Here is a 13,647-nt window from a genome sequence, read left to right on the forward strand (position 1 = left end):
CGTAAAGGAGGGTGGCGCACACGCGCCGCCCTCTGCCCTTGCATCCACCCCATGAACGGGCGAAGGTGATGACGCTATTTCGCAGTACCGTGGCCTGGAGTTTCCAGGTGTTGCTTATGTCGGCAGGAGCCACAGCAATGGCAAGCAGTCTGGTTTTACCTACTTCCGCGCAGTTGGCCGGGCATTGGGCGCTGCACCAGCAAGAGCAGGTGTGCGCACTGGACTTGATTGAGCAGGCTAACGCGTTGGGGGGCGATGTGGAGTGCGCCGGACAATGGCTGGGGGAAGCCCCCGTTAGTTGGACGCCTACTCCCGATGGTATTTGGCTGATGAATGCCGAAGGCACCGGCATAACCCATTTGAATCGCCAGAAAGAAGGCGAATATGAAGGTCGCGCAAAAAACGGCGCGGTATTGATATTGCAACGTGCACCGTAATAGTTCGTTATAACGATATAACCCGATTTTAATGTTTGCCCGCCCCTTATTGGGGCGCTCGGTAAACTATTGCGCGTCATTCGGCTCAGGGAAGATCAGGCAACATGGCGAAGACCACTCCCGTTGCACCATTGTTCAAGGCACTCGGCGACTACAAAAGTATTCTGATCAGTATTGGCTGTTTCACGGCATTGATTAACGTATTGATGTTGGTGCCGTCGATTTATATGTTGCAAGTCTACGACCGCGTGCTGTCTTCACAGAACGAAACCACCCTGGTGATGTTGACGCTGATGGTGGTGGGGTTCTTCGCCTTTATCGGTGTGCTGGAGGTGATCCGCAGCTTTATCGTGATTCGCATCGGCAGCCAGCTGGAGCGGCGTTTCAACCTGCGGGTCTACAAGGCCGCTTTCGAGCGCAACCTGCAACGGGGCGAAGGCCATGGCGGGCAATCCCTGGGGGACCTGACCCACATCCGCCAATTCATCACCGGGCCTGCGCTGTTCGCGTTTTTCGACGCGCCGTGGTTTCCGATCTATCTGTTCGTGATTTTCCTGTTCAACGTGTGGCTGGGTGTCTTGGCCAGTGCCGGTGCCGTGCTGCTGATTGCCCTGGCGTGCCTTAACGAATACCTGACCAAAAAGCCTCTGGGTGAAGCCAGCGGTTATTCCCAGCAATCCACCCAATTGGCCACCAGCCACCTGCACAACGCCGAAACCATCCAGGCCATGGGCATGCTCGGTGCATTGCGCAATCGCTGGTTCAAGGTGCATTCGCAGTTCCTGGGCCTGCAGAACAAGGCCAGCGACACCGGCTCGATCATCAGTTCCCTGAGTAAATCCCTGCGCCTGTGCCTGCAATCGTTGGTGCTGGGCCTGGGTGCGCTATTGGTGATCAAGGGCGACATGACCGCCGGGATGATGATCGCAGGCTCCATTTTGATGGGCCGGGTGTTGAGCCCCATCGACCAGTTGATCGCCGTGTGGAAGCAATGGAGTTCGGCCAAGCTGGCCTACCAGCGCCTCGACAACCTGATGCGCGAGTTTCCGCCCCAGGGCGAGCAGATGGCCTTGCCGGCGCCCAAGGGCAATGTGAGTTTCGAGCAAGTCAGCGCAGGCCCGCCGGGGCGACGTGTGCCGACCTTGCATCAAGTCAGCTTCAACCTGACTGCGGGCGAAGTGCTCGGCGTGCTGGGTGCTTCCGGCTCCGGCAAATCGACGTTGGCCCGCGTACTGGTAGGCGTGTGGCCAACCCTGGCAGGCACCGTGCGCCTGGACGGAGCCGACATTCATCGCTGGGACCGCGACGACCTCGGCCCGCATATCGGTTATCTGCCCCAGGACATCGAACTGTTCAGCGGCAGCATCGCCGACAACATCGCACGCTTTCGCGAAGCCGACCCGGAGCGGGTGGTGCAGGCCGCCCAACAGGCAGGTGTGCACGAATTGATCCTGCGCTTGCCCCACGGCTACGACACCGTGCTCGGTGACGAGGGCAGCGGCCTGTCCGGTGGGCAGAAACAACGGGTCGCCCTGGCCCGCGCGCTGTACGGCGGGCCACGCCTGATCGTGCTCGACGAGCCCAACTCCAACCTCGACACCGTGGGTGAAGCCGCCCTGGCCAGCGCGATCATGCAGATGAAAGCCCAGGGCAGCACGGTGGTGCTGGTGACTCACCGTTCCTCGGCGTTGGCCCAGGCCGACAAGCTGCTGGTGCTGAACGAAGGTCGTTTGCAGGCATTTGGTCCGAGCCAGGACGTGCTGCGCGCACTGTCCGGCCAGCAGGAAGCACCACGAGAAAAGGCCGGGGTCAGTCTCAGCCGTCAGTATCAAGCCGGAAGGAATCCAGGCGCATGAGCAGCGACAGCAGCATTCAAATCAACCGCGATTACGAACAGACCCACCCCGAGCACGACGCGCGTTTCTTCGCCCGCATGGGCTGGCTGCTGACGGTGGTCGGCGCCGGCGGGTTTTTCCTCTGGGCCAGCCTGGCGCCGCTGGACCAGGGGATCCCGGTACAAGGCACGGTGGTGGTATCGGGCAAGCGCAAGGCGGTACAAACCCTGAGCCCCGGCGTGGTCAGCCGGATCCTGGTGCGTGAAGGCGAAGCGGTGAAACAGGGCCAGCCGCTGTTCCGTCTCGACCAGACGCAGAACCAGGCCGACGTGCACTCGCTGCAAGCCCAGTACCGCATGGCGTGGGCCAGCGTGGCGCGGTGGCAGAGCGAGCGGGACAACCAGTCGACGGTCACCTTTCCGGCGCAATTGAGCGGCAACCCGGATCAAGCCCTGGCATTGGTTCTCGAAGGCCAGCGTCAACTGTTCAGCAGCCGCCGCGAAGCCTTTGCCCGGGAACAGGCCGGGATTCGCGCCAGTATCGAAGGCGCCACCGCGCAACTGAACGGCATGCGCCGCGCCCGCAGTGACCTGACCGCCCAGGCGCAATCCCTGCGTGACCAGTTGAACAACCTGCAACCACTGGCCGACAACGGCTACATCCCGCGCAACCGGCTGATGGAGTACCAGCGTCAGTTATCCCAGGTGCAACAGGACCTGGCGCAGAACACCGGCGAAAGCGGGCGGGTGGAGCAGGGCATCCTCGAATCGCGCCTCAAGTTGCAGCAGCACAGCGAGGAGTACCAGAAGGAAGTGCGCAGCCAACTGGCCGACGCGCAGTTGCGCAGCCTGACCCTGGAGCAACAATTGACCTCCGCCGGTTTCGACCTGCAGCACAGCGAGATCAACGCGCCCGCCGATGGCATCGCGGTCAACCTGGGCGTGCACACCGAAGGCGCCGTGGTGCGTGCCGGTGAAACCCTGCTGGAAATCGTGCCCCAGGACACCCGCCTGGAAGTCGAAGGGCGCCTGCCAGTGCACCTGGTGGACAAGGTCGGTGCGGACTTGCCGGTGGACATTCTCTTCACCGCCTTCAATCAGAGCCGCACGCCGCGGGTGCCGGGGGAGGTGAGCCTGATCTCCGCCGACCAGATGCTCGACGAAAAAACCGGCATGCCTTACTACGTGCTGCGCACCACCGTCAGCAGCAGCGCCCTGGAGAAACTCCATGGCCTGGTGATCAAGCCGGGGATGCCCGCCGAGATGTTCATCCGCACCGGCGAGCGCTCCTTGCTCAATTACCTGTTCAAGCCGCTGCTGGACCGCGCCGGCTCGGCATTGACCGAGGAATGAGCATGAAGCCGATGTTCATCGCCTTGCTGCTCGCCTGCGGCAGCGCCCAGGCCGCCATGGGCCCGTTCGATGTCTACGAACAGGCCCTGCGCAACGACCCGGTATTCCTCGGCGCCATCAAGGAACGCGACGCCGGCCTGGAAAACCGCACCATCGGCCGCGCCGGCCTGCTGCCCAAGCTCTCGTACAACTACAACAAGGGCCGCAACAACTCCCAGGCCACGTTGCCCGACGGGCGCGGCGGCAATTATCACGATGACCGCAACTACAACAGCTATGGCTCCACGTTCACCCTGCAACAGCCGCTGTTCGACTACGAAGCCTATGCCAACTACCGCAAGGGCGTGGCCCAGGCACTGTTTGCCGACGAGAGCTTCCGCGACAAGAGCCAGGCGCTGCTGGTGCGGGTGCTGACCTATTACACCCAGGCGTTGTTTGCCCAGGACCAGATCGACATTGCCCGCGCCAAGAAAAAGGCCTACGAGCAGCAGTTCCAGCAGAACCAGCATCTGTTCCAGCAGGGTGAGGGCACCCGCACCGACATCCTGGAAGCCGAGTCGCGTTATGAGCTGGCGACTGCCGAGGAAATCCAGGCGCTGGATGAACAGGACGCCTCGCTGCGCGAACTCGGGGCGCTGATTGGCGTGCAGAGCGTCAACATCAACGACCTGGCGCCGCTGAACCCGAAGTTTGCCGCCTTCACCCTGACCCCGGCCAATTACGACACCTGGCACGAACTGGCGCTGACCAACAACCCCAACCTGGCCTCGCAACGCCAGTCCGTGGAAGTGGCGCGTTATGAAGTGGAGCGCAACCGTTCGGGGCACCTGCCACGCATCACGGCGTATGCCAGCTCGCGCCAGCAGGAATCCGACAGCGGCAACACCTACAACCAGCGCTACGACACCAACACCATCGGCATCGAAGTCAGCATGCCGTTGTATGCCGGTGGCGGCGTCTCGGCTTCCACCCGCCAGGCCAGCCGCGCCATGGAGCAGGCCGAGTACGAACTGGAAGGCAAGACCCGCGAAACCCTGATCGAACTGCGGCGCCAGTTCAGTGCTTGCCTGTCGGGCGTCAGCAAGTTGCGGGCGTATCAAAAGGCGCTGACCTCGGCTGAAGCGCTGGTGGTCTCGACCAAGCAAAGCATCCTCGGCGGCGAGCGGGTCAACCTCGATGCGCTGAACGCCGAGCAGCAGCTGTACAGCACCCGTCGCGACCTGGCCCAGGCACGGTACGACTACCTGATGGCCTGGACCAAATTGCATTACTACGCGGGCAACTTGCGTGACACCGACCTGGCCAAGGTGGACGAGGCGTTTGGTCCTGAGAGCCGCTGATGCCTGGACGAGTAGCACTTGGTGCAAGGGAGCTTTGGTGGCGAGGGCGCTTGTTTTGGCAAGGGAGCTTTCTGTGGCAAGGGAGCTTGTTGTGGCAAGGGAGTTTTCTGTGGCAAGGGCGCTTGTTGTGGCGAGGGAGCTTGCTCTCGCTGGGCTGCGTAGCGGCCCCAAGATCTTGGGAGCGCTGCGCACTCCAGCGGGAGCAAGCTCCCTCGCCACAGGTATTTCAACAATAAGAAAAGGGACTCTTCATGATCACTGGTTCACCTCGCTTCAAACCCTTCACCGCAGGCTCCTTGCTGCTGCTGTCAGTGGCGGCCCACGGGCAGTACATCGAAGCCGGCAAAGTCGGCGACCCCGGCAGTTGGCGTTCCGCCGAGTTCCAGAGCGACTGGGGCCTGGAGCGGATGAAAGCCAACGAGGCCTATGCGAGCGGCATCACCGGCAGTGGCGTGAAGATCGGCGCCCTGGACTCGGGTTTCGACCCCAACCATCCCGAAGCCTCAAAAGACCGCTATCACGCGGTCACCGCCAGTGGCACCTATGTCGACGGCAGTCCCTTCACGACCACCGGCGCGCTCAACCCAAACAATGACTCCCACGGCACCCACGTCACCGGCACCATGGGCGCGGCCCGCGATGGCGTGGGCATGCACGGCGTGGCGTACAACGCGCAGATCTACGTCGGCAACACCAACGCCAGCGACAGCTTCCTGTTCGGCCCCTCGCCAGACCCCAAGTACTTCAAGGCGGTGTACAGCGCGCTGGTGGATTCCGGCGTGCGCGCGATCAATAACAGTTGGGGCAGCCAACCCAAGGATGTCAGCTACCAGACCATTGGCGACCTGCACGCTGCCTATGCCCAGCACTACAACCGGAACACCTGGCTGGATGCCGCGGCCGATGTGGCCAAAGCCGGGGTGATCAACGTGTTCAGTGCCGGCAACAGCGGCTACGCCAACGCCAGCGTGCGTTCGGCCTTGCCTTATTTCCAGCCGGAGCTGGAAGGCCACTGGCTGGCGGTATCGGGCCTGGACAAGGCGAACAACCAGAAATACAACCAGTGCGGCATCGCCAAGTACTGGTGCATTTCCACCCCCGGGGCGTTGATCAACAGCACCATTCCCGATGGCGGTTATGGGGTGAAATCCGGCACCTCGATGTCGGCGCCTCATGCCACCGGCGCACTGGCGCTGGTGATGGAACGCTATCCATACCTGAACAACGAACAGGCCTTGCAGGTGCTGTTGACCACGGCCACCCAGCTCAATGGCGCGGTCACCGATGCACCGACCACTCAGGTCGGCTGGGGCGTGCCGGATCTTGGCCGAGCAATGCACGGGCCCGGGCAATTGCTCGGGCCGATGAATGTCACGTTGGCGGCCGGGCAGGGCGATGTGTGGAGCAATGCGATCTCCGACAAGGCGCTGATCCAGCGTCAGGCCGAAGACAGCGCCGAAACCCTGGCCTGGCAGCAAACCCTGCGCGATAAGGGCTGGGAGAACGGCGTGGGCGCCGGCGCGAGTCAGCAGGACCAGACGGACTATGCCGTTGGCACTGCCCGTGCGGCAGCCGCGGCCCAGCGTATCTACGAAGGCAGCCTGACCAAATCCGGTGCGGGCAGCCTGATCCTGGCGGGCGACAACACCTACCGTGGCCCGACCACCGTGAATGGCGGCCGGTTGGCGGTGAATGGCTCGCTGACGTCCGCGGTGACGGTCAATGACAGCGGCACGTTGGGCGGCTCCGGTCGCATCGCGGCGTTACAGGTCAATAGCGGCGGCACCGTGGCGCCGGGCAATTCCGTGGGCACCTTGCAGGTGGCCGGGGATGTAAACCTCGCCGCCGGCTCCACCTATGCGGTCGAACTCACCCCCACCACCAGCGACCGGATTGTCGCCACGGGCAAGGCAATCCTCGGCGGCGGCACCGTGACCCTGGCCCTGGAAAACAGCCCGACCCTGCTCAGCCTGCAACAGGCGGAAAGGCTGGTGGGGCGCCAGTACAACATCCTCCAGGCGGCTGGCGGGATCCAGGGCCAGTTCGGTGCCGTGTTGCCCAACTACCTGTTCCTCGGCGGCACCCTCGACTATGCCGCCAACGGTGTGCAACTGGGCATTGCCCGCAGTGATGCGAGTTTCGCCAGTGTCGGTGCCACTCGTAACCAGCGTTCGGTGGCCGCGGCCGCCGAGCAGTTGGGCGCCGGTAATCCGGTGTACGAAAGCATCCTGCGGTCAGACTCGGCAGCCACGGCGCAGTCGGGTTTCCAGCAGCTGTCGGGAGAAATCTACCCGGCCATCGGCACAATGCTGATCAATGACAGCCGCCAGGTACGCGATGCCGTTAGCGAGCGCCTGCGCCATACGCCGGTTACCGGTGAGAGCAACGTGTGGGTCAAGGCGCTCGGCAGTTGGGGCAAGACCGACAGCCGCAGCGACACGGCAGGCTACACCAGCTCACTGGGCGGCATGCTGGCCGGTGTCGACGGCGCGCTGGACGAGCAGACCCGTGCCGGTCTCGTGGCCGGTTACAGCGACAGCTCGCTGAACATGGGCAGCGGCACGCATTCATCGGCGTCCATCGACAGCTACCACCTCGGCGCCTACGCCGGGCATGAGCTGGGCAATTGGCGCTTGAGCGTCGGCGGTGCCTACAGCTGGCATCGCGGCGACGTGAAACGCGACTTGCAGTACGGCGAAGTCAGCGGCAAGCAGAAGACCAAGCTGGATGCGCGCAGCGCCCAGGTATTTACCGAAGCGGCCTACCGTTTGAACGTGTCCTCGGTGGCGCTGGAGCCGTTCGCCAATCTGGCTTACGTGCATCTGGACAACGAACGCTTTCACGAGAAAGGCGACGCCGCCGCGCTGGAGCGTGGCAGTGACAGCCGCGATGCGGTGCTGAGCACCCTGGGCCTGCGGGCGGCAAAAACCTTCCCCCTCAATGACCGCCAGCAACTGGACGTTTCCGGCTCGCTGGGCTGGCAGCACAGCCTGAGTGCCGTTGAATCCGAAGAGCACCTGGCGTTTGTCGCCGGAGGGCCGTCGTTTGCGGTGCAAAGCTCGCCGTTGATGCGCGACGCGGCATTGGTGGGCGTGCAGGCGAGCCTGGCGTTGAGCAAAAGCACACGGGTCAACCTCGACTACACCGGCCAATTGGCTGGCCGGGAAAAAATCCAGGGCGTGGGGTTGAGCCTGAACTGGCAGTTCTGAGCAAGATCCTGAGGTCGAAAGAGGTCAACTGTGGGAGCGGGCTTGCTCGCGAATGCGGTGTGTCAGTCGACGCACCTGTAACTGAGCCACCGCATTCGCGAGCAAGCCCGCTCCCACATGGGGTCGGCGACGCTTGGGAGAAACGTGATTTATACAAGTGCAATAAAAACTAAGGAAGGTCACCGTGAAAAAAACAAAACGAGGGTTTCAATCCGCCATCCCAACAGGCCCGGGCTACCCGCTCAAGGCCCTGAGCTGCGTGCCATACGGCGCGTTGCTGTGTTGCCTGGCCAGCCTGGGTACCGCCCAGGCCGCACCCTACGTGGAAACCGGCAAACCGGGGGACGCTGCCAGCTGGCGCAGTAATGAATTCAAGGCCGATTGGGGCCTGGGCGCCGTGCATGCAGACGCCGCCTACGCCGCCGGCTACACCGGCAAGGGCGTGAAGCTGGGGATCTTCGACCAGCCGGTGTATGCCCAGCATCCGGAATTCGCCAGCCCCGGCAAAGTGGTCACGCTCGTGACCGAAGGCATTCGCCAATACACCGACCCGTACATCCCGGTGAAGGCCGGGGACGCGTTTCGCTACGACGGCACGCCTTCCCTGGGTTCCAACGGCAAGCTCGGCAATCACGGCACCCACGTAGGCGGGATCGCTGCGGGTAACCGCGACGGCGGGCCAATGCACGGCGTGGCGTTCGATGCGCAGATCATCAGCGCCGAAAACGGTGACCCGGGCCCCGAAGACGGGATCATCCTGGGCAACGACGGTGCGGTCTACAAAGCCGGTTGGGACGCGCTGGTGGCCAGCGGCGCGCGCATTATCAACAACAGCTGGGGCATCGGCATCGGTGACCAGTACGCCAAGGGCGGCCGAGATCCGGCATTCCCCAACTTCACGGTCAATGAAGCCCAGGCGCAGTTCAATAACATTCGGCCGATCCTTGGGACGATCGCAGGTGGCGCTTATCAGGGCGCCATTGATGCGGCCCGCAGCGGCGTGCTGACGATCTTTGCCGCCGGCAACGACTACAACCGCAACAACCCGGATGCGATCTCGGGCCTGGCGTACTTCGTGCCGGAGATTGCACCCAACTGGCTGTCGGTGGCGGCCTTGCAACAGAATCCCGACACCGCCAGTTCCGATCCTTACGTGATCAGTACGTTTTCCTCGCGCTGCGGGTATGCCGCCAGCTTCTGCGTCGCGGCCCCCGGCACCAAGATCTACAGTTCGGTGATCAACGGCACCTCCCTGGAAAACCTGACCACCGACTACGCCAATTTCAACGGCACCTCCATGGCCGCGCCGCATGTGGCCGGCAGTGCAGCGGTGTTGATGGAGCGCTTCCCGTACATGAGCGGCGACCAGATCTCCACGCTGCTGAAAACCACCGCGACCGACCTCGGCGCACCGGGCATCGACTCCCTGTACGGTTGGGGCATGATCAACCTGGGCAAGGCCATCAACGGCCCGGGGATGTTTGTGACGGCCGAGGATATCCCGGCGGAGTTTCGTATCGACGGCGCCTACGGCTCCGGCCAGTTTGTTGCGGACCTGCCAGGGATTGGCGCCGTGGTGGATGCCGGCAAACCGACCCAGCGCACGTGCACCGATGTGCATTGCGGGCTGGATGTGTGGAGCAACGATATCTCCGGGCATGGCGGCCTGACCAAGCAGGGCATTGGCGCGCTGGTACTGACCGGCACCAACACCTACAGCGGCCCGACCCTGGTCAACCAAGGGTTGCTGGCGATCAATGGCTCGATCACCTCCGACGTTACCGTCAGCAGCAGCGGCGTAGTGGGCGGTTCCGGGCGCATTGGTTCGCTGACAGCGAACAGCGGCGGTACCGTGGCGCCGGGCAACTCCATCGGCACCCTGAACGTGGCCGGGGATGTGAACTTCGCGGCGGGCTCTACCTATGCGGTGGAGTTGTCGGCCACCAACAGTGATCGCATCGTCGCCGGTGGCAAGGCCACCCTCAGCGGCGGCACGGTGACCCTGGCCCTGGAAAACAGCCCGACGCTGCTGACCCAGACCCAGGCCGAAAGCCTGATCGGTCGCCAGTACAACATCCTGCAGGCTGCGGGCGGGATTACCGGCAGCTTCGGTTCGGTGCTGCCCAACTATCTGTTTATCGGCGGCACCCTGAACTACGCCGCCAACGGCGTGCAGCTGGATGTGGGGCGCAATGCCAACACCTTTGCCAGTGTGGCCGCCACCCCGAACCAACGTTCGGTGGCCGCTGCTGCCGAGCAGTTGGGCGCGGGCAACGCCGTGTACGAAAGCCTGTTGCTGGCGCCGAATGCGGCTTCGGCCCAGGGTGCATTCCAGCAGCTGTCCGGGGAGATCTACCCGGCGCTGGAAACCGCGTTGGTGAATGACAACCGCTACCTGCGCGAAGCCGTGGGCGAGCGCTTGCAGCAAGGGGCGATGGGCGCATCGAGCCAGACCGTCGACAGCCGTGGCAACGTCTGGGTCAAGGCGTTGGGCGCCTGGGGCAAGACCAACAGCGGCAGCGATACGGCGGGCTACACCACCTCCATCGGCGGCATGCTGGCGGGTGTGGACGGCGCGCTGGATGAAGACACCCGTGTAGGCCTGGTGGCGGGGTACAGCGATACATCGCTGAACATGGGCAGCGACACCCATTCCCGGGCATCGGTGGACAGCTATCACCTGGGTGCGTATGCCGGGCATGAAATCGGTGCCTTGCGCTTGAGCGGTGGTGCGACCTACAGCTGGCACCGCGCCGATGTGAAGCGCGAGCTGCAATACGGTGAAGTCGCCGGCAAGCAGAAAGCCAAGGTGGATGCCCGCAGTACCCAGGTGTTTACCGAAGCGGCGTATCGCCTGAACCTGCAACCCCTGGCCCTGGAACCGTTCGCCAACCTGGCGTACGTGCATCTGGATGCCGATGGGTTTACCGAGAAGGGTGATGCGGCGGCCTTGAAGGGCCGGGATGACAGCCGCGACGTGGTGTTGAGTACCCTGGGTGCTCGAGCGCTGAAAACCTTGAATATCAATGACCATCAGCAACTGGAGCTTTCCGGCACCCTGGGTTGGCAGCACAACCTGAGCAGCGTCGATTCCGAGCGGCACCTGGCGTTTGCCTCGGGCGGCCCTTCGTTCACTGTGGAGAGTTCGTCGATGGTGCGTGATGCGGCATTGGTGGGGGCACGGGTCAGCCTGGCGTTGAGCAAGGAGGCGAAGGTGAATCTGGATTACGACGGCCTGCTGGCCAGCAAGGAGAAAGTCCATGGGGTGGGTTTGAGCCTGGACTGGGCTTTCTAAACACTGCGGTTCGAAATGTGGGAGCGGGCTTGCTCGCGAAAGTGGTGGATCAGTCAACCCATCCACCGACTGGCACACCGCCTTCGCGAGCAAGCCCGCTCCCACATTGATCCGGTTCCAATCGTCCATTTGTGCAGATTCGGCTTTCTCGACAATTCCAACAAAAGAGAGGCAATACCATGGGTGTTTTCGACTATAAAAACCTCGGCACCGAGGGCTCCAAAGCGTTGTTCGCCGATGCCATGGCGATCACGCTGTACTCCTATCACAATCTGGACAACGGCTTTGCCGTGGGTTACCAGCACAACGGTTTTGGCCTGGGGCTGCCCGCCACTCTGGTGGGGGCGCTGCTGGGCAGCACCGATTCACAGGGGGTGATTCCGGGCATTCCCTGGAACCCGGATTCGGAAAAAGCCGCCCTCGAGGCGGTCAACAAGGCCGGCTGGACGCCCATCAGCGCCAGTACCCTGGGCTACGGCGGCAAGGTGGACGCCCGGGGCACGTTCTTCGGTGAAAAGCCCGGCTACACCACCGCGCAGGTGGAAGTGCTGGGCAAGTACGATGGCGACGGCAAGCTGCTGGAAATCGGCATTGGTTTTCGCGGGACTTCGGGGCCTCGGGAAACCTTGATCAGCGACTCCATCGGCGATTTGGTCAGTGACCTGCTGGCGGCGCTGGGGCCCAAGGACTACGCGAAAAACTACGCCGGCGAAGCCTTTGGCACCTTGCTCAAGGATGTCGCGGCGTATGCCGGCAGTCATGGCCTGACGGGCAAGGACGTGGTGGTCAGCGGTCATAGCCTGGGTGGCCTGGCGGTCAACAGCATGGCCGACCTGAGCGGCAATAAATGGTCGGGGTTCTACAAGGACTCCAACTATGTGGCTTATGCCTCGCCAACCCAGAGTGCCGGCGACAAGGTGCTGAACATCGGTTATGAAAACGACCCGGTGTTTCGCGCGCTGGACGGCTCGTCGTTCAACTTCTCGTCACTGGGCGTGCACGACAAGCCCCATGAGTCGACCACGGACAATATCGTCAGCTTCAACGATCACTACGCGTCGACGCTGTGGAATGTCCTGCCGTTTTCCATCGTCAATGTCCCCACCTGGCTTTCTCATTTGCCCACCGGGTATGGGGATGGCATGACGCGGGTCCTGGACTCGCAGTTCTACGACCTGACCAGCCGGGACTCGACGATTATCGTGGCCAACCTGTCGGACCCGGCCCGGGCCAATACCTGGGTGCAGGACCTCAACCGCAATGCCGAGCCGCACAAGGGCAACACGTTCATCATCGGCAGTGATGGCGATGACTTGATCCAGGGTGGCAAGGGTGTGGATTTCATCGAGGGCGGCAAGGGCAATGACACGATCCGCGACAACAGCGGGCATAACACCTTTCTGTTCGGCGGGCAGTTTGGGCAGGACCGGGTGATTGGTTATCAGCCGACCGACAAGCTGGTGTTCCGGGACGTGGAGGGCAGTGCGGACTGGCGTGACCACGCCAAGGTGGTGGGGGGCGATACCGTGCTGAGCTTTGGCGCTGACTCGGTGACGCTGGTTGGCGTTGGGCTCGCCGGGGTTTGGGGCGATGGGGTTTCCATCGGCTAAGTAGCGCCACGGATTGATCGTTCCCACGCTCTGCGTGGGAACGCCGCCCCGGACGCTCTGCGTCCAACGGCCAACCCACGGTTCATGTCTTGCGCAGTGGTGACGCGGAGCGTCACGGGATGCATTCCCACGTAGAACGTGGGAACGATCATGGCAAAGAAAAGTGGGAGCCGACGGGCTCCCACTTTTATTTCTCCTTCATCACGGTCGCGACGTCATCGGCCTTGACGCGAATATGCTTGCCGGCGATATCGGTGAATTCGTAGAAGCCATCGGCGGTTTTCGCGTTGGGCACGTCCTTGGTCAGGTATTGAGTGCCGTTCTGCAACGTCACCACCGTCTGCGTGGAGCAACCGGCCAATACCAGCAACGTCAACATACCCACCGCCAGACCCAAATTCTTCATGCTCATAACCCTTACCCTGATCCTTCGAAAACCCCGCACCTGAGCGGTCGGGGGAGACTCATTTAATGTGGCTGACAGCCATCTGATCATTATTACGCAAAAAGTTGCGTGTGCCTTTGATCTATTACTGATTGCAACAGTCGGTCAGGGACGGCACTCTGTA

8 protein-coding genes are annotated in these 13,647 nt (G+C 62.7%); 7 read left to right on the top strand and 1 reads right to left on the bottom strand.

Translation table 11 applies throughout. The annotated features are described in order from the left end of the window. The first annotated feature begins 68 nt into the window (after positions 1–68). The 7 genes from HX807_RS27460 (at position 69) to HX807_RS27490 (ending at position 13,078) form a co-directional block, all read left to right on the top strand. A complete protein-coding gene (locus tag HX807_RS27460; RefSeq protein ID WP_050550305.1) occupies positions 69–437 on the top strand; it encodes an AprI/Inh family metalloprotease inhibitor in 369 nt (122 codons plus the stop codon). Between the two features lie 104 nt (positions 438–541). Further along, positions 542–2,293, top strand: a complete 1,752-nt coding sequence (locus HX807_RS27465) for a type I secretion system permease/ATPase (protein ID WP_177051677.1) — start codon at positions 542–544, stop codon at positions 2,291–2,293. After that, positions 2,290–3,624 (top strand): HlyD family type I secretion periplasmic adaptor subunit, encoded by a 1,335-nt coding sequence (locus HX807_RS27470; protein ID WP_177051679.1) that lies wholly within the window; start codon positions 2,290–2,292, stop codon positions 3,622–3,624. The genes HX807_RS27465 and HX807_RS27470 overlap by 4 nt, the downstream gene beginning before the upstream one ends. 2 nt (positions 3,625–3,626) lie before the next feature. After that, a complete protein-coding gene (locus HX807_RS27475; protein WP_177051680.1) occupies positions 3,627–4,964 on the top strand; it encodes a TolC family outer membrane protein in 1,338 nt (445 codons plus the stop codon). 251 nt (positions 4,965–5,215) lie between these two features. Next, complete coding sequence (locus tag HX807_RS27480; RefSeq protein WP_177051683.1) at positions 5,216–8,173, top strand: autotransporter serine protease; 2,958 nt, start codon at positions 5,216–5,218, stop codon at positions 8,171–8,173. Positions 8,174–8,357: 184 nt separating this feature from the next. Next, entirely contained in the window at positions 8,358–11,468 is a 3,111-nt protein-coding gene (locus HX807_RS27485) for an autotransporter serine protease (protein ID WP_177051692.1), read from the top strand. 179 nt (positions 11,469–11,647) lie between these two features. Next, complete coding sequence (locus HX807_RS27490) at positions 11,648–13,078, top strand: lipase (protein ID WP_008433771.1); 1,431 nt, start codon at positions 11,648–11,650, stop codon at positions 13,076–13,078. 187 nt (positions 13,079–13,265) lie between these two features. Here the strand turns inward: HX807_RS27490 and HX807_RS27495 are convergent, their stop codons facing one another. Beyond that, the gene (locus HX807_RS27495; protein ID WP_003217100.1) at positions 13,266–13,490 is read right to left on the bottom strand and encodes a YgdI/YgdR family lipoprotein; all 225 of its coding nucleotides are present in this window, start codon (positions 13,488–13,490) and stop codon (positions 13,266–13,268) included. Between the last annotated feature and the right edge of the window lie 157 nt (positions 13,491–13,647).

The sequence above is a fragment of the Pseudomonas sp. D8002 genome (genome assembly GCF_013385695.1).
In the GTDB taxonomy this organism is placed as follows: Bacteria; Pseudomonadota; Gammaproteobacteria; order Pseudomonadales; family Pseudomonadaceae; genus Aquipseudomonas.